General features: G+C 71.3%; 17 protein-coding genes. 13 read left to right on the forward strand and 4 right to left on the reverse strand.

Annotation, left to right across the window (positions count from 1 at the left end; genetic code table 11):
• The first annotated feature begins 9 nt into the window (after positions 1-9).
• The 3 genes from Asi03nite_RS33600 to Asi03nite_RS33610 are packed head-to-tail and all read left to right on the forward strand — an operon-like array spanning position 10 to position 1,641.
• A complete protein-coding gene (locus tag Asi03nite_RS33600; protein WP_203684545.1) occupies positions 10-612 on the forward strand; it encodes a hemerythrin domain-containing protein in 603 nt (200 codons plus the stop codon).
• 56 nt (positions 613-668) lie between these two features.
• Positions 669-1,370, forward strand: coding sequence for a helix-turn-helix domain-containing protein (locus tag Asi03nite_RS38230; RefSeq protein WP_275409514.1), 702 nt, complete (start codon positions 669-671; stop codon positions 1,368-1,370).
• Between the two features lie 7 nt (positions 1,371-1,377).
• Positions 1,378-1,641, forward strand: coding sequence for a hypothetical protein (locus tag Asi03nite_RS33610; protein WP_239103107.1), 264 nt, complete (start codon positions 1,378-1,380; stop codon positions 1,639-1,641).
• Between the two features lie 180 nt (positions 1,642-1,821).
• Here the strand turns inward: Asi03nite_RS33610 and Asi03nite_RS33615 are convergent, their stop codons facing one another.
• Positions 1,822-2,604 (reverse strand): SAM-dependent methyltransferase, encoded by a 783-nt coding sequence (locus Asi03nite_RS33615; RefSeq protein WP_239103108.1) that lies wholly within the window; start codon positions 2,602-2,604, stop codon positions 1,822-1,824.
• 81 nt (positions 2,605-2,685) lie between these two features.
• On the opposite strand from Asi03nite_RS33615, the gene Asi03nite_RS33620 reads away from it, so the two are divergent.
• On the forward strand, positions 2,686-4,992 hold the full coding sequence (locus tag Asi03nite_RS33620; RefSeq protein ID WP_203684547.1) for a PAS domain S-box protein: 2,307 nt from the start codon (positions 2,686-2,688) through the stop codon (positions 4,990-4,992).
• Between the two features lie 68 nt (positions 4,993-5,060).
• Positions 5,061-6,980, forward strand: a complete 1,920-nt coding sequence (locus Asi03nite_RS33625; RefSeq protein WP_239103109.1) for a glycoside hydrolase family 15 protein — start codon at positions 5,061-5,063, stop codon at positions 6,978-6,980.
• On the opposite strand, the gene Asi03nite_RS33630 is transcribed toward Asi03nite_RS33625, so the two are convergent.
• The gene (locus tag Asi03nite_RS33630; protein ID WP_203684549.1) at positions 6,944-7,537 is read right to left on the reverse strand and encodes an excalibur calcium-binding domain-containing protein; all 594 of its coding nucleotides are present in this window, start codon (positions 7,535-7,537) and stop codon (positions 6,944-6,946) included. The two genes, Asi03nite_RS33625 and Asi03nite_RS33630, sit on opposite strands and share 37 nt — an antisense overlap.
• A gap of 45 nt (positions 7,538-7,582) precedes the next feature.
• Positions 7,583-8,044 carry a hypothetical protein gene (locus Asi03nite_RS33635; RefSeq protein ID WP_203684550.1) on the reverse strand — a complete coding sequence of 154 codons (462 nt, stop codon included), beginning with the start codon at positions 8,042-8,044 and terminating at the stop codon, positions 7,583-7,585.
• 115 nt (positions 8,045-8,159) lie between these two features.
• On the opposite strand from Asi03nite_RS33635, the gene Asi03nite_RS33640 reads away from it, so the two are divergent.
• From Asi03nite_RS33640 to Asi03nite_RS33675, 8 genes are all read left to right on the forward strand, one after another.
• Positions 8,160-8,945 (forward strand): SAM-dependent methyltransferase, encoded by a 786-nt coding sequence (locus Asi03nite_RS33640; protein ID WP_203684551.1) that lies wholly within the window; start codon positions 8,160-8,162, stop codon positions 8,943-8,945.
• 102 nt (positions 8,946-9,047) lie between these two features.
• Positions 9,048-10,037: a malate dehydrogenase gene (locus tag Asi03nite_RS33645; RefSeq protein WP_203684552.1), complete on the forward strand. Its 990-nt coding sequence runs from the start codon at positions 9,048-9,050 to the stop codon at positions 10,035-10,037.
• A gap of 212 nt (positions 10,038-10,249) precedes the next feature.
• Positions 10,250-11,275, forward strand: coding sequence for a sporulation protein (locus tag Asi03nite_RS33650; RefSeq protein ID WP_203684553.1), 1,026 nt, complete (start codon positions 10,250-10,252; stop codon positions 11,273-11,275).
• Between the two features lie 217 nt (positions 11,276-11,492).
• Positions 11,493-12,518, forward strand: a complete 1,026-nt coding sequence (locus tag Asi03nite_RS33655; RefSeq protein ID WP_203684554.1) for an ABC transporter substrate-binding protein — start codon at positions 11,493-11,495, stop codon at positions 12,516-12,518.
• Complete coding sequence (locus Asi03nite_RS33660) at positions 12,515-13,297, forward strand: ABC transporter ATP-binding protein (RefSeq protein ID WP_203684555.1); 783 nt, start codon at positions 12,515-12,517, stop codon at positions 13,295-13,297. The genes Asi03nite_RS33655 and Asi03nite_RS33660 overlap by 4 nt, the downstream gene beginning before the upstream one ends.
• A complete protein-coding gene (locus Asi03nite_RS33665; protein ID WP_239103110.1) occupies positions 13,290-14,087 on the forward strand; it encodes an ABC transporter permease in 798 nt (265 codons plus the stop codon). Before Asi03nite_RS33660 ends, Asi03nite_RS33665 begins: the two co-directional genes overlap by 8 nt.
• Before the next feature lie 13 nt (positions 14,088-14,100).
• Positions 14,101-14,997: a TauD/TfdA dioxygenase family protein gene (locus tag Asi03nite_RS33670; protein WP_203684557.1), complete on the forward strand. Its 897-nt coding sequence runs from the start codon at positions 14,101-14,103 to the stop codon at positions 14,995-14,997.
• Positions 14,997-16,322: an LLM class flavin-dependent oxidoreductase gene (locus tag Asi03nite_RS33675; protein ID WP_203684558.1), complete on the forward strand. Its 1,326-nt coding sequence runs from the start codon at positions 14,997-14,999 to the stop codon at positions 16,320-16,322. The genes Asi03nite_RS33670 and Asi03nite_RS33675 overlap by 1 nt, the downstream gene beginning before the upstream one ends.
• Here the strand turns inward: Asi03nite_RS33675 and Asi03nite_RS33680 are convergent.
• Positions 16,319-16,933: a hypothetical protein gene (locus tag Asi03nite_RS33680; protein ID WP_203684559.1), complete on the reverse strand. Its 615-nt coding sequence runs from the start codon at positions 16,931-16,933 to the stop codon at positions 16,319-16,321. The genes Asi03nite_RS33675 and Asi03nite_RS33680 overlap by 4 nt on opposite strands.
• Between the last annotated feature and the right edge of the window lie 302 nt (positions 16,934-17,235).

Raw genomic sequence — 17,235 nt, forward strand, 5'->3', positions numbered from 1 at the left:
GGAGGATCCGTGCCGGACATCGTGGAGATCATCAAGGAGCAGCATCGCCAGGTCGAGGAGTTGCTCGTCCAGGCGGAGGAGGATGACGCGGACAAGGCGGCACTGCTCCGGGAAGTGGCGCAGATGCTGCTGCCGCACTCGGAGGCGGAAGAGGACTTCGTCTATCCCACCATCCGTGACAAGGCGGCCGAGAACGGCGAGGAGGTGCGCGACGGGGTCGAGGAGCACCACCAGATCGAGGAGATGCTGACGGACCTGCTGGACGGGAGCCCGGACGACCCGGGGTACGACGGGACGCTCGCGGCGATCACCGGTGAGCTGCGGCATCACGTACAGCAGGAAGAGCGGGATCTGCTGCCGATCCTGGCCGACCGGCTCAGTGACGACGAGCGCGAGGAGATGGGGCGGCGATTCGTCGAGCAGACGACCGGGTCGCTGCCGGAGGAGCTGCACCCGGCCGGGGCCGGCGGGCGCGGCAGGAACGGAGGAGCGCAGGACGAGAACGGCGGGGAGACCCGGCGGGAACTGTACGAGAAGGCGAAGGAGCAGCACATTCCCGGACGGTCGAAGATGTCGAAGGACGAGCTGGCCAAGGCGGTCGCCGACGGGTGAAAACGGTCAGGGGGATGTGGATCACATGCTCCATGGCAAGATCTACATTCTCGGGCATGTCGCTGCAAACGCATCGAAGCCACACCGGGGCCGTTGCGCAACGGCCGGTGCTGGCACCACACCTACAGGAGACCATCGAGTCTCTTGCCGCTGGCGAGACGGCGCGCGAGATGGCCGCCCGCCTGTACATCTCGCCCAACACCGTCAAGTCTCGGCTGAAGACGCTGTACCAGCAGCTCGGTGCCCGTGACCAGGCGCATGCCGTCGCCATCGGCTTCCGGATCGGCGTGCTCCGGCCACCCGGCGAGGCCGATCCCGGCCCCGGCCGGCAGCCGGTGATGATCGGTACCCTCGATCCGGACAGCCTCCGGGACACGATCGCCGAGCTCACCGCGCTGCTGCGGATCGTGGAGAGAGTCCGGCAACTGGACGGCGGGCACCTTCCGGAGCTGCTTCGCCAAGTGGGAGAACTGGCCAGCCGACCGCACGACGACCCGGAGGGCGCGCTGGCCCGGATCGCGGAGATAGCCGCCGAAGCCGGATTCGGCGTGGACGGTGAGGCCGGGGCCGCGCCCGGCCCGAACGGGGCCGCGGAGAACGAGGCTGGCCCGAACGGGGCTGCGGGGACCGGGGCCGGGCCGGGCGTGGCTGCTCAGGCCGGGGAACTGCCCGGCGAGCAGGCTCGGGCCCGGAAAGACGGGGCCGAGTACGGACTCGGCGTGAATGTTCCGGGCGCCGAGGCGGAGTCCGGACGATAATGAACTGGTGGGTGACCGTCCGGTGGAGCGGATGCGGCCGTGCCGCCGCTGCGGTCACCCGACCCGGGTGGACCGGATGGTTCAGGGGTACGGGCGCAACTGCGCCGCTCTGCTCGGCCTGATCGGGGGCTCGGTGGACACCGGCCACGCCGGTCCCGACCTGCTCGATCTGCTGGACGTGGAGCCGGAGGACTCCTGCGACGGCTTCGACCGGCCCGCCGACAACGACTTCACCGGCGGCCGCCGCCGGCTGGGCTTGTACGAGAGCTGAGGGTAACGGCAAGCGGCCCGCGGCAAGGGCGGCGCAAGGGTTGTAGGAACGGCCCAGGGTGTAGGAACGGCCCGGGATGTAGGAACGGCCCAGGGGGTGCGGAGACGGCCCGGGACCGCGGAGAGACCGCCCGTGAGCGGGAAGTGAGCGCCTCGGCCGTAAGCGGCGAGAACCGGAAAGTCACGGCCGCAGGCCGACCCCGGCCAGCATGAGCGACGCGGCGGCAACGTCGAGCGGCTCGTCGGCCGGTTCCGGATGCCAGTCCGCCCCGTGCACCACCCCCGGCTCCACCAGCTCCCACCCGTCGAACAGCGCCGCGAGCCGCGCCTGGTCCCGCGGTACGAACGGCGTCCCGGTCCGGCTGTAGAGATCGGCCACCCGGGCCATGGCGTCCGGGTGCAGACCGCCGCTGGCATGCGACACCGCCATCACGCTGCCCGGCGCGACGGCCTCCCGATAGTCCCGCAGCAGCGCGTCGAGCACCGGCCCGTCCGGGATGAAGTGCAGCACCGCGAACATCAGAATCCCGACCGGGCGTCCGAGATCGATCAGCGTGAGCAGATCCGGGTCGTTGAGCACCGACCGCGCATCGCGCAGGTCGCCCTGCACCACCACGGTGTGCGGCTCGTCGGTGAGCAGGTGCCGGGCGTAGAGCACAGCGGTCGGGTCGACGTCCACGTACGCCACCCGTACCGCCGGGTCGGCGGCCAGCGCGACCTCGTGCACGTTGCCCTCGGCCGGGATGCCCGAGCCCAGGTCGATGAACTGCCGTACCCCGCGCGCCACCGCCCAGCGCACCACCCGGCGCAGGAACGCCCGGTTGGCGCGGGCCAGCGCGCCCATCTCCGGCACCAGCTCCACGATCCGGGAAGCCACCGACCGGTCCACCGCGAAGTTGTGCGTGCCGCCGAGGAAGGCGTCGTAGACGCGGGCGGGGCTGGGCCGGTTCGGATCGATGCGCACCCTTCCGAGGATGCCCGGATCCCACGTTCCCATGCCCGAAATTTCGGAGAATTGGTAATTTGCTGAGGGGGGGGTACGGGCGTGGAGTCACGTAGAGAGTTGCCGGGGCTCCTCATCGACGCCGCCCCGGACGCCATCATCGTCAGCGGCTCGGACGGCGTCATCACCATCGCCAACCGCCGCGCGCACGACATGTTCGGCTACCCGCCCGGCCGGCTGGCCGGCGTCCACGTCGACGACCTGGTGCCGGAGGACGCCCGCCCGCGGCACCCGGCCCAGCGGGCCGACTACCTCGGTTCGGAGCATCCGCCGCTGCGCCGCCTGCCGTTGCGCGGCCTGCGCCGGGACGGCTCGATCTTCCCGGTGGAGGTCTCCCTGTCCGGTGTCACCACCGGGACCGGCGAGACCTACGTGACAGCGGTCCTGCGCGACGACACCACGCAACGCCAGGCAGCTGTCAACCGCGCCCTGCTCGCCTCGGTCGTCCAGTCCTCGCACGACGCGATCGTCACCATCGACCTGCGCAACCGGGTGCTGTCCTGGAATCCGGGCGCCGAACTGCTCTACGGCTTCAAGGCCGACGAGATGATCGGCGCGTCGATCGACGAGATCATCCCGCCGGACCGGCGGGCCGACGAGGAGCAGATCCGCGAACTGGTCCGGATGGGCGGCCGGGTGGACCGTTATCGATCAGTCCGGCTCACCGCCTCCGGCACGCCCGTCGCGGTCGCCATGCTGATCTCGCCGCTGCTCGACGAGAACGGCGTGCTGGTCGGCACCACCAGCGCCGCCCGGGACATCAGCGAGCGCGAGCGCACCGAGGCCCGGGTCCAGGCGATTCTCGACGCCGCCCCGGACGCGCTGCTCGGCGTCGCCGAGTCCGGCCACGTAGTGCTGGTCAACGCGAAGGCCGAGCGGCTGTTCGGGCACCTCCGGCACGATCTGATCCACATGGGCGTGGACCGTCTGCTGCCGGACGGCCTGCCGCCGGTCTCCGCGGTGCTGAACACGGGCGGCGACCCCACCCCGCCGGACGCCGAGCGCGCCCAGGACGGCGAGCAGCGCTGGGCCAAGCGCCGGGCGATCCGCAGCGACGGCGCCGAGCTGCCGGTCGACATCGCGGTCAGCGCGCTGCACACGGACACCGGCGTGATCACCGTGGCGGCGGTCCGGGACATCACCGACCGGCTGGCCGCCGAGGCCGAGCGGCGCCGGCTGCGCCAGGAGGCCGACCGGCAGAAGCTGGAGGCCCGGATGCAGCAGGCACAGCGCCTGGAGAGCCTCGGGCAGCTGGCCGGCGGCATCGCCCACGACTTCAACAACCTGCTCGCGGTGATCCTCAACTACGCGGCGTTCATCATCGAGGACGCGGCCGGCAGCCCACCGGCGGCCGACGCCGAGCAGATCGCCCGGGCCGCCCGGCGCGGCAGCGACCTCACCCACCAGCTGCTGGCCTTCGCCCGCCGGGAGGTGATCCGGCCGCGGCCGCTGGACCTCAACGCGGTGGTCACCGAGGTCCATCAGATGCTCGAGCGGTCGCTGGGGGAGCACATCGATCTGACGGTACGGACCACCGCCGGCCTCCCCGCCGTGATGGCCGACCCGGGACAGCTGGAGCAGGTCCTGGTCAATCTCGCGGTGAACGCCCGGGACGCGATGCCCACCGGTGGCCGGCTGACCATCGACACCGCCGAGGTGCGCGTCGACGACGAGTACCCGGGTGTGCGCGCCGAGCTCAGCCCCGGCCGCTACCTGCGGCTGCGCATCTCGGACACCGGCACCGGCATGCCGAAGGAGGTGATCGACAAGGCGTTCGAGCCGTTCTTCACCACCAAGCCCAGCGGCCAGGGCACCGGGCTCGGCCTGGCCACCGTGTACGGCATCATCACGCAGGCCGGCGGGACCGTGCAGATCTACTCCGAGCCGGGCATCGGCACCACCTTCACGATCCTGCTGCCGGTCACCGACGTGCAGGCGCAGGAGGTCGCCACCGAGGAGGCCGACTCGCGGCTGGTCGGGCACGGGGCGACCGTGCTGGTGGTCGAGGACGAGGAGGCGCTGCGCGAGGTGACCTCCCGGATCCTGCGGCGCGGGGGCTACACGGTGCTGGCCGCGAACGGGGGCGAGGAGGCGCTGCGGCTGGCCGCCGAGAACCACGTGGACGTGCTGCTCACCGACGTCATCATGCCGGGCATGCTGGGCAAGGACCTGGCCGACACGGTGACCACCCGGTACCCGCGGACGAAGGTGCTGTTCATGTCCGGGTACGCGCAGCCGGTGCTGACCAATCACGGCACGCTGGCCGTCGACGTGCATCTGCTGGAGAAGCCGTTCACCAGCGCCGAGCTGTTGCGCGCCCTGCACGACGAGTTGCAGGCCAAGCCGTGACTGTTAAGTTCGTCGATATGGCGTACCGGCGAACGGGTCGCACCTTGGCGGCGGCCATCCTCGTTGTCGTGCCGGCGGTTCCCGAGCCCGGAACCGCCCGGCAGTCCCTTCCCGCGGAAAAGGCCGGGCCGGTCACCTCGGTGGGGACCGCCCGGCAGCTCCTGCCCGCGGACAAGACCGGTCTGGTCACGTCGGCCGGCGTCGCGAGCAAGGTCTGGGCGACAGTGCAACGCGCCGGCGGTCTCGGCGAGATCTTCCATCCCGACCTGAACACGCCGCGGGTCCGGTCGCTGAGCTTCGTCGTGGCCGGACCCGCGGGGGACGAGACCGCCGCCTCCGTCGCCACCGCGCTGGCCGAGGACCGCGGCCTGAGCTTCCGGCAGCGGTTGTCCGGGTCGGCCGGCCGGTGGCGGCTCGCCCTGTCGTACGCCACGGATCCCCGCCGCGACACCGTCCTCGTGGACGTGGGCTTCACCGCCCCGCCCGGTTACCGGCTCCGCGCCGTCCTCGACGGGGACGCGGCGCTCGTCGGATCGCCCGGGTTCGACGCGCGGACCGGGTTGATCAGGGGCCGGCACACCACGCTCGCGCTCGGCTTCGGCTCCACGGCCGGCCGGGCTCGCGACACCGGGCTGGCCTCGCTGCGCCGCGGCTTCGGCACGGCTGCCCGGGAGTACGCCGCCGGCTGGCGCGGTTACCTCGGCGGGTTGCGGGAACCACCGGCGGTCGCCGACCGGACGCTCTGGCGGGTGTCCGCGATGGTGCTGGCCGCGCTGGAGGACAAGACGCACCGGGGTGCCTACGTCGCCGCACCGGGGTCGCCGTGGGCGTTCGGGCGGGACGACCCGTCCGGTCCGTACCACCTGGTCTGGTCTCGTGATCTTTATCAGATCGCCACCGGACTGCTCGCCGCCGGTGACCGGGCCGGAGCCACCCGGGCCCTGGACTACCTGTTCACCGTGCAGCAGCGGGCGGACGGCTCGTTCCCGCAGAACTCGCGGGTCGACGGCACCCCGGTCTGGGGCGGGCTGCAGCTCGACGAGGTGGCGCTGCCCGTCGTGCTGGCCTACCAGCTGGGCCGCACCGACGCGGCGACCTGGGGGCACGTGCGCAAGGCCGCGGACTTCCTGGCCGGCTTCGAGCAGGACGGCAACCGGGCGCCGTGGAGCCCGCAGGACCGGTGGGAGAACCAGTCCGGGTACTCACCGGCCACCATCGCGGCTCAGATCGCCGGGCTGGTCTGCGCGGCCTCGATCGCCCGCGCCAACGGGGACCTCCCGGCGGCCGACCGCTATCTGCGGATCGCCGACTCCTGGCGGGCCCGGGTCAAGCAGTGGACGGTGACCAGCACCGGGCCGTACTCGCCGGGGCGGTATTTCCTGCGGCTCACCAAGGACGGCGAACCGGATGCCGGGACCGCCTACGACATCGGCGACAGCGGGCCGTCCGGCGTCGACCAGCGCCGGGTCGTCGACCCGGGCTTCCTGGAGCTGGTCCGGCTCGGGGTGCTGCCGGCCTCCGATCCGGATGTACGAGGGTCGCTGCCGGTGATCGACGCGCAGCTGGGCGCCGGGCCGTTCTGGCACCGGGCGTCGTTCGACGGCTACGGCGAGAAGGCCGACGGCAGCGAGTGGGACTACCCGCTGCCGGCGGATTCGCTGATCACCCGGGGCCGGGCGTGGCCGCTGCTCAACGGCGAGCGCGGCGAGTACCTGCTGGCGGCCGGCGACCGCGCCGGGGCCCGGGCGCAGCTGCGGATCCTGGCGAGCGCCTCGAGCCCCAGCCGGATGCTGCCCGAGCAGGTGTGGGACCAGTACCCGCCGAACCGGCCGCTGGGTACCCCGAGCACCTCGGCGACACCGCTGGCCTGGACGCACGCCCAGTACCTGCGGCTCGCCGCGAACCTGGCCGCCGGGCGCGTGCTGGAACGGCCGGCGGCCGTGGCCGGACGCTATTCGCACACCTCGCCGTCGTCGTCGCGATCCTGATACCAGTCGTACTCCGGGTCGACGCCGCCGGTGTACGGCCCGAACCCCTCGGCCTTCGCCTCGGCGCAGGTGGAGAACCGCGGGTCGGGGTCGCTGTGGTCCTCGGTGGCGTCCTCGTCGGCGGCCCGGTCGTCCGCCTCGCAGGCGATCCCGTCCTCGTCATGGTCCAGGTCCTCGCGGTACCCGGCCTGGCCCGGCCGGATCTGGCCGGCGCCGGCGCAGTCGGCGTAGGGGTCCGCGGCGCCGGTGGTGGCCCGGGCCGAGGTGGCGGCCGGTCCGGTGGGCGCCGTCGTGGCCGCCGTCGCCCCGGTGGTCCCGGCCGGGGCGGGCGCCGAGGCCACCACCGGCGCGGACGCCGCGGCCGGTCCCGGCTCGTCCTCGCCGGGCGCGAGGAGCGCTACCGCGCCGAGTCCGGCGATCAGCGTCGCGGCCACGCCGAGCGTCGCCGCGGGCCAGGTCCACCGGCGGGCGACGGGGGTCGTCGGCCGGGCGGGGGACGGCGGTGGTGGCGGTTCGGCGGGGTCGGCCCACGGATCCTGCGGCGGTGGCAACGTCACGGGGAGAGCCTGGTGCCCGGTGATCGGGACGTCAATGCCGCCGGGTCAGACACCCGGGCCGAGCAGCGCGAGGCAGCTGCAGGCGCCGAGCGTGGCGGCCACCGTCAGCAGGGCCACGGTGAGGGCCAGCCCCGGGTACCGCTGCGGCGGCGGCCCGAGCGCCCCGCGCAGGAACGCCAGCAGCGGAGCCCGGTACTCCAGCTCGGCGACCCGCCCGGGGAGGGCGACCACCGTGGTGTCGGCGGCGCCGATGCGGGACGGGAAGAGATACGGCACGTAGACGTGGACGTGGTGCTCGCCGAGGGCGACCGGCGTGGTCACCCGGCCCCAGGCGGCCGGCACGGCGCGGCCGTCGACCTCCAGCACCGGGGTGAAGAGCCGGAGCAGGAAGGCGATCGGCGCGTACCGCAGGGTGACCGCGATGGTGGCGCCGCCGTCCCCGCGCGCCGGGCCGAGCGGCGGGAAGCCGGGGGAGAAGGGCCGATGGGGCGGCGCCAGGATGGCCACGCTGCACCTTTCCTCGAAGTCCGCCGATGCAGGATATGCCCGGCAGCCCGGCCGGGAAAGCTCTCGGTGTCCACAATGGAGATCGGCGGGCGTCGCTACCGGGTTAGCATGGGGCATGACGAGCGACCAGGTGGACCCGCACATCGTGTCACCGGCACGCCGTTGGAACTACTGGCTCGGCGGCAAGGACCACTTCCAGGTCGACAGGGACTCCGGCGACCGGATCGCCGCGGTGTACCCGGCCGTCTGGACGGCCGCCCGCGAGGGCCGCGCGTTCCACAAGCGGGCGATCCGGTACCTGACCGGCGAGGCCGGGATCCGCCAGTTCGTGGACATCGGCACCGGCCTGCCCGCGCCGGACAACACGCACGAGGTGGCCCAGGGGATCGCCCCGGACGCCAAGGTGGCGTATGTCGACAACGATCCCATGGTGCTGGCGCACGCCCGGGCGCTGATGATCGGCGGCTCCACCACCTACGTCGACGCCGATCTGCGCGAGCCGGAGAAGATCCTGCGGGCGGCCGAGCTGACCACCGTGATCGACCTGTCCCGGCCGGTCGCCTTCCTGTTGATCAACGTGCTGCACTTCATCGCCGACGACGGGCAGGCCCGGTCCGCGGTCCGCACCCTGCTCGACGCCGCCGCGGCGGGCAGCTACCTGGTGGCCACCTGCGGGACGCGCGACTTCGTGCCGCCGGAGATCTCCGCGCGGATCCTGGCCGCGCAGGACACCGGGCCGGCCGAGCTGTGGCCGCGGGACCGGGCCGGGTTCGCCCGCTTCTTCGAGGGTCTGGAACTCGTCGAGCCGGGTATCACCGCGGTGTGTGACTGGCGCCCGGACCGGGTGGATCGCCCCAAACCCGTCGAGGTCTCCTCCTACGGCGCGGTAGGCCGCAAGTAACGCGTGCGGTCACATGCATGGGCATCCGCGTCATCGTCCCGTAACGCGGGGGATAGAGTCCGGTTCGGGTGCCGAAATGCCTCAACCTCGGGAGACAAACTCATGACTAAGACACCGGTCACCGTCACCGTGACGGGCGCAGCCGGCCAGATCGGCTACGCGCTGCTGTTCCGCATCGCCTCCGGCCAGCTGCTCGGCGCCGACGTGCCGGTCCGCCTGCGCCTGCTGGAGATCCCGGCCGCCACCAAGGCTGCCCAGGGCACCGCGCTCGAGCTCGACGACTGCGCGTTCCCGCTGCTCGCCGGCGTCGACGTGTTCGACGACCCGAAGGCCGCGTTCGACGGTGTCAACGTGGCGCTGCTGGTCGGCGCCCGCCCGCGGACCAAGGGCATGGAGCGTGGCGACCTGCTCGAGGCCAACGGTGGCATCTTCGGCCCGCAGGGCGCCGCGATCAACGCGGGCGCCGCCTCCGACGTGCGCGTCCTGGTCGTCGGCAACCCGGCCAACACCAACGCCCTGATCGCCCAGCAGCACGCCCCCGACGTGCCGGCCGACCGGTTCACCGCGATGACCCGGCTCGACCACAACCGCGCGCTGGCCCAGCTGTCCAAGAAGCTGGACGTGCCGGTCGCCGAGCTGCGCAAGGTGACGATCTGGGGCAACCACTCCGCCACGCAGTACCCGGACGTCTTCCACGCCGAGGCCGCCGGCCGGCAGGTCGTGGACCTGGTCGACCAGGCCTGGCTCGCCGACGAGTTCATCCCGCGGGTCGCCAAGCGCGGCGCCGAGATCATCGAGGTGCGCGGCGCGTCGTCGGCCGCCTCCGCCGCGTCGGCCGCGATCGACCACGTGCACACCTGGGTCAACGGCACGGCCGAGGGCGACTGGACCTCCGCCGCGATCGTCTCCGACGGCTCCTACGGCGTTCCGGCCGGCCTGATCTCCTCGTTCCCGGTCACCGCCAGGGACGGCAAGTGGGAGATCGTCCAGGGTCTGGAGATCAGCGAGTTCTCCCGCGGCCGCATCGACGCGTCGGTGGCCGAGCTGCAGGAGGAGCGGGCGGCCGTGCAGAGCCTGGGCCTCATCTCCTGACCCGTCGCTTGCAAGATCGGGGGCGGATCGTCTCGTACGGGACGATCCGCCCCCGACTTGTGGCATGGTCCCGTCCGGGTGACGTTGGCCCACCAGGTTGCACGCCCGCCGTACGCTGCTATGCAAGATCGGCTGGTGGAGGAGCTCTCAGCCTTCGTACAGCCGGCCTTGTTAATTTTCCAAGGGTCAGCCGACCTACCAGGAGAGGCATCGTGGTCTTCAAGAAGTTGCTGGGCGCCATGGGAGTGGGTGGGCCGAGCGTCGACACCGTGCTGGCCAACCCGAGCACCTATCCGGGTGCGCCCCTGACCGGGCAGGTCAACCTGACCGGCGGCACGCAGGAAGCGCACATCGAGCACATCACCCTCTCCCTGGTCACCCGGATGGAGGTGGAGGGGGGCGGCGGTGACTACTCGGCCACCGGCGATTTCTACCGCCTGACCGTGGCTGGCCCGACCCGGCTGCAGGCGGGCCAGCAGATGTCCATCCCGTTCCGGATCGACATGCCCTGGGAGACCCCGATCACCACGGCGTACGGGCAGCCGCTGCGCGGCATGGTGATGGGCGTGCGCACCGAGGTGTCGATCGCCCGGGCGGTGGACAAGGGCGACCTCGACCCGGTCTACGTGCACCCGCTGCCGATCCAGCAGAAGATCCTGGACGCGTTCGGCGAGCTCGGCTTCCGCTTCAAGTCGGCCGACCTGGAGCACGGGCAGATCTACGGGGTCCACCAGACGCTGCCGTTCTACCAGGAGATCGAGTACTGGCCCGCCGCGCAGTACGCGCACGCGGTGAACGAGGTCGAGCTGACGTTCGTGACCAGCCCGCACGCGGTCGAGGTGGTGCTGGAGTTCGACAAGCGCGGCGGGCTGTTCCACAGCGGCCAGGACACCTACGGGCGGTACACGGTCTCGCACCAGGACGCGGAGACCACCGACTGGCGCACGGTCGTCGACGGCTGGGTCCGTCAGGCGGTCGACCAGCACAGGTCCCGTCCGGGTTACGGCGCTCCCGGCCATGGCGCCTACGGCGCGCCGGGCTACCCGCCGCCTCCGCCGCCCGGTTACGGGCACGGCGGCGGCTACGGCCACCACGGTCACCACGGCCACTACCGGCACGGCGGCCACGGCGGCGGCATGGGCGGCGCGGTGCTCGGCGCGGTCGGCGGTCTGGCGGCCGGCTACGTGGTCGGTGAGGCCGTCGAGGAGGTCTTCGAGGACTTCGGCGACGAGGACTGATCGTCCACAGCCAGGGGGCGGGAGCGCAGCGGCGCTCCCGCCCTTTTCTTTGCCGTATATCCCACTTAGCCTATGGGAAATATATGTGCTCTGGGTCACAAAGAGGCTGACGCCGCGTCGCCGGGCGTTTACGTTGCTGGCAACACCTTCTTCCCTACGACGGCTGTCATCGGCGGCCGTCCGGTGCATGCCGCCCGAAAAGCTTCGAGGAGCCATCATGACCACCCGCCGAAACGCGATAGCCGGCCTGCTGGGCGGCGCTTTCCTGACCGCCACCGGACTCTGCGCATGCGGTGACGGCGAGGCCGCCGCGTCCGGAAAACAGGTCAAGGAACTTCGATATCAGGGCAACGTCGGCGCCGTGACGCCACCCGAACTCGCCGCCGACCTCGGTTACCTGGGCGACGTGACGCTCAAGTGGATCGGCAACACGATCAGCGGCCCGCAGGACATCCAGGCCGCCACCACCGGCGACGTCGACTTCGGCGGCGCATTCAACGGCGCCATCGTGAAGCTCGCCGCGAACGGTGCGCCGATCACCGCGGTGATCGGTTACTACGGCGTCGACAAGGACACCTGGACCGGTTACTACGTGCTCGACGGCAGCCCGGTGAGGACCGCCCGCGACCTGATCGGCAAGAAGGTCGGCGTGAACACGTTGGGCGCGCACCACGAAGCGGTGATCAAGACCTACCTGGCCCGGAACCACCTCACCGACGCCCAGATCAAGCAGGTCGAACTGATCGTGGTGCCGCCGGTCAACACCGAGCAGTCGGTGCGCCAGCGCCAGATCGAGGCCGGCGCGCTCGGCGGCACCCTGCGCGACAAGGCCCTGGAACGCGGCGGCATCCACCCGCTGTTCACCGACTTCGACCTGCTCGGCACATTCACCGCGGGCAGCTACATCTTCCGCGACGACTTCCTGAAGAAGAACCCGGACACCGTGAAGACCTTCGTCTCCGGCGTCGGCAAGGCCATCGAATGGTCCCGGACCACGCCCCGCGACCAGGTCATCGCACGGTTCCAGGAGATCGTGAGGAAGCGTGGCCGCAGCGAGGACAACTCGGCGCTGCGGTACTTCAAGAGCTTCGGCGTGGCCGGCCGGGGCGGCGTGATCGCCGAGCAGGAGTTCCAGACCTGGATCGACTGGCTGCGCCGGGCCGGCGAGCTCAAGAAGGACGTCAGGGCCGGCGACATCTTCAGCAACAAGTACAACGCGTACGCCAACGGCGGTGCCGCGTGATCCGCTTCGAGAGCGTCACCAAGAAGTTCCGCGGCGTCACCGCCCTGCAGAACGTCGACCTGGAGATCGGGCGCGGCGAGTTCCTGGTCATCGTCGGCCCCAGCGGCTGCGGCAAGTCCACCCTGCTCGACCTGCTCGGCGGCCTCGCCGAGCCGACCGGCGGCCGGATCCTGATCGACGGCGCCCCGGTCACCGGACCCGGCCTGGACCGGGGCGTGGTCTTCCAGCAGTACGCGCTGCTGCCGTGGCGCACCGCGCAGGGCAATGTCGAATTCGGTCTCGAAGCCAAGCACGTACCGAGGAAGGAACGCGCCGGGCGGGCCCGCGAGTACCTCGACCTGGTCGGCCTGGCCGGCTTCCACGACAGGTACCCGCACGAGCTCTCCGGCGGCATGAAGCAGCGCGTCGCGATCGCCCGCAGCCTCGCCTTCGACCCCGACGTGCTGCTCATGGACGAGCCCTTCGCGGCGCTCGACGCGCAGACCCGGGACGGCCTGCAGGACGAGCTGCTGCGGATCCAGGAGATGACCGGCAAGACCGTCGTCTTCATTACCCACGGCATCGAGGAAGCGGTCTATCTCGGACAACGAGTGGCAGTCATGACGTCGCGGCCGGGCCGGATCAAGCAGGTCGTCGAGGTTCCGATCGACAGCCGCTCCGCTACCGACGACCTGCGCTCCGACCCGCGGTTCGCGCACTACCGGCATGAGATCTGGACACTGCTGCGCGACGAGGTCAGCCGCGCTCGCAGCCAGGAGCTGGAGGCCTCCCGTGGTTAGCGTCTCGCTGCCGGTCGTGCCGGCGGTCCGGATCGGCCGCTTCTTCCGCTCGGCGATCACCAAGTCGGCAGGAATCCTGCTGCTGGCCGCCGCCTGGGAGTTCCTGCCCCGGCTCGGGGTGGTCGACGCGACCTTCCTGCCACCGCTTTCCGAGGTCCTGGCCGCCTGGTGGGACCTGGTCAAGTCGGGCGAACTGCTCGAACACACCCGGGCCAGCCTGTCCCGCTCGCTCGCCGGCTTCGCTCTCGCGATCGTCGTCTCGATCCCGCTGGGCCTGCTGATCGGCTGGTACCAGCCGATCGCCGATCTGCTCACCCCATTGCTCGAAGTCTTCCGTAACACCGCCGCACTCGCGATCCTGCCGGTCTTCGTGCTGATCCTGGGACTCGGCGAAACCTCCAAGATCGCGATTATTCTCTACGCCTGCGCGTGGCCCATTCTGCTCAACACGGTGAGCGGGGTCCGCACCGTCGATCCGCTGCTGATCAAAGCGGCCCGCTCGCTCGGACTGAACCCGTTGCGCCTGTTCCAGAAGGTCGTGCTGCCGGCCGCGGTGCCCACCATCTTCACCGGGATCCGCCTGGCCGGGGCGTACTCCATCCTGATCCTGATCGCCGCCGAGATGGTCGGCGCGAAAGCCGGCCTCGGCTATCTCATCAATTACGCGCAGTACAACTTCGCGGTGCCCGAGATGTACGCCGGAATCATCACGATCTCCGGCATCGGCCTGATCGTCAATCAGCTTCTGATCCTCACCGAGCGCCGTTTCTCGACCTGGCGCACCAACTAGAAGGGGAATTCCCATGGGCATCGAGATCCAGCGCATCGGCGGCCGCATCGGAGCGTTCGTGACAGGCGTCGACCTGACCGCCCCGGTCGGCGAGGCGGACGCCCGCGACCTCCACGAAGCGCTCGTCCAGCACAAGGTGCTGGTCTTCCGCGGCCAGCATCTCGACGACGAGCAGCACCAGCGCTTCGCGTCGATCTTCGGCGCGCTGACCCTCGCGCACCCGACCGTCCCGTCCGTCGACGGCCAGGCCAACGTGCTCGAGGTGGCCGGCGGCGAGGGCGCCCGGGCGAACGCCTGGCACACCGACGTCACCTTCGTGGTCGCCCCGCCCAAGGCCACCACGCTGCGGAGCCTGGTCATCCCGCCGTACGGCGGCGACACGCTCTTCTCCAACACCGCCGCCGCCTACGCCGACCTGCCCGAACACCTGCGCGTGCTGGCCGACCGGCTGTGGGCCGAGCACTCCAACGAGTACGACTACGCCGAGCACCCGCAGTTCCGCTCCGCCGAGGTCGACGAGTACCACAAGGTGTTCGTCTCCACCCGTTACCGCACCGCGCACCCGGTGGTCCGGATCAACCCGGACTCCGGCGTCCCCAACCTGTTCATCGGCAACTTCGTCACCGGCCTGATCGGACTGTCGCGCACCGAGTCCCGGGACATCCTGCGGCTGCTGCAGCACTACGTGACCCGGCCGGAGAACACCCTGCGCCACAAATGGCAGGTCGGCGACCTCGTCGTGTGGGACAACCGGAGCACCCAGCACTACGCCGCCGACGACTACGGCGACCTGCCCCGCAAGCTGCACCGGGTGACCGTGGCCGGGGACGTGCCGGTCGGCACCGACGGCGCCAAGAGCTACATCCTCGAAGGCGACGAGGCCACCCACTACACGCCGCAGGTGCAGTGATGTCCCGCCTGCTGCACCTGAACGCCTTCCTGATGAGTGTCGGTCACCACGAGGCCGCGTGGCGGCTGCCGGAGACCGACCCGTACGCCGATCTCGATGTCGAGCACTTCAAGAACCTGGCCCGGATCGCCGAGCGCGGCAAGCTCGACTCGGTATTCCTCGCCGACGGCCCGGTGCTCTGGGACCAGGTCGGGCGCCGGCCGTCCGGCGCGCTCGAACCGACCGTGCTGCTCACCGCGCTGGCCGGCGCCACCACGCGCATCGGCCTGATCGCCACCGCGTCCACCACCTACAACGAGCCGTACAACCTGGCCCGGCGCTTCGCGTCGCTGGACATCGTCAGCGGCGGGCGGGCCGGCTGGAACATCGTCACCACGGCCGGCCTGGACGCGGCGCGCAACTTCAACCTCGACCACCTGCCGGCCCACAAGGAGCGGTACGAGCGCGCCGCCGAGTTCGTCGACGTGTCGCTCAAGCTCTGGGACTCCTGGGGCGACGACGCCGTGCTCGCCGACAAGGAGAACGGGGTGTGGGGCGACGACTCCAAGATCTATCCACCGGCGCACGAGGGGCGCTTCTACAAGGTCGCCGGGGCGCTCAACGTCCCGCGGTCGGCTCAGGGACACCCGGTCCTGGTGCAGGCCGGATCCTCGGAGAACGGCAGGGACTTCGCCGCCCGGTACGCGGAGGCGGTGTTCACGGCCCACCAGACGCTCGCCGACGCGCAGGAGTTCTACGCCGACCTGAAACGGCGCACCGCCGCGTACGGCCGGGACCCGGAACACCTCAAGATCCTGCCCGGGATCGTGCCGGTGATCGGGTCCTCACCCGCCGAGGCCCGGGCGAAGGCCGCCGAGCTGGACGCGCTGATCAAGCCGGAGTACGCCCTGCCGCAGCTGGCCGGGCTCCTCGGGGTGTCCGTCGACGATCTCCTGCTGGACCGGCCGCTGCCCGCCGACCTGCCCGCCGAGGATGTGCTCGAGGGCGCCAGGAGCCGGCGGACGCTGGTGGTCAACCTCGGACGCCGGGAGAACCTGACGGTCCGCGAGATCATCGCGCGGCTCGGCGGCGGGCGCGGTCACCTCACCTTCGCCGGGACCGCCGGACAGGTGGCCGACGCGATTCAGGAGTGGTTCGAGGCCGGGGCGGCCGACGGATTCAACATCATGCCGCCGGTGCTGCCGTCGTCGCTCACCGACTTCGTCGACCAGGTGGTGCCGATTCTGCAGGGCCGCGGGCTGTTCCGGACCGAGTACGCCGGACGGACCCTGCGGGAGCACTACGGGCTGCCGCGGCCGGCCAACCGGAACGCCGTCCTCGTCTAGACCGCCCGCACCGGGTTGCCGGCGGACTGCTGGCGGGCCTCCTGGACGCCCGCCATCAATTCGTCCCACTCCGGGTCCGGGCGGAACCGGGCCGTCGTGACCTGCTCCGCCGAGCGCGCCGAGGTGTACTCCCACCAGGCCGCCACCCGCACCGGCCACATCCCGACCCGCACCGCCCCGGCCAGGAAGCACCGGTGCGCGGTCAGGGTGGCGGCCAGCACCTCGGGCGCCAGCTGGAACCCCGGGTCGTCGAACGCCTTGCCCAGGGCGCGGACGTCCCGGTGCATCTCGGAATACGCGATCAGGCCGGGCATCGCCGGGACCAGCAGCTCGTCCTCCGGATCGATCAGATCATGGGCGTACGCCGGGGTGAACACCACGTCGTCGACTGTCACGATGAGCGGCAGGGACTCGCGCCCGACCTTGATGTCGACCTGGACCGCGGGCGCCCCGGTGGGGACGTGCACCCAGTCGGCGTCCAGGACGTTGCGGAACGGGATGCGGACGGTGTCCCCGATCGCGGGGAGGTGCACCGTGACGAGCCCGGGTGCGGCGGTCACCTCGGTGCCGGGCACCTCCCGCAACATCTCGGCCAGGTCGTCAGTGCGCATGCTGCTCGTTATACGCCAGCGCCGCACGTCGCGCGGCCCCCGTCCTGGCCGCCTGCCGTTGCCGCCGGAGTCGGTGGTGGTGACGGTGAGCCGGGATCCGCGTGGTTCCGCCTGCTCGCCCGCTGCTGTCGCCGGATCGGAAGTGCTGGTGGGCAGCCGGCATGCGGGTGGTCCCCAGCCGGGGTACTCCGGCCGCCGTCGGTCGGAGCGCATGGAATCTGAGGATTTCAAACGATATTTCGGTGTGATGGTCGTCGCGCCCACCCCGATTTGGCGTTGCGGCGGTGGGGCTGTAATGTTTT

It is taken from the genome of Actinoplanes siamensis (genome assembly GCF_016862395.1).
GTDB classification, from domain to species: Bacteria; Actinomycetota; Actinomycetes; order Mycobacteriales; family Micromonosporaceae; genus Actinoplanes; species Actinoplanes siamensis.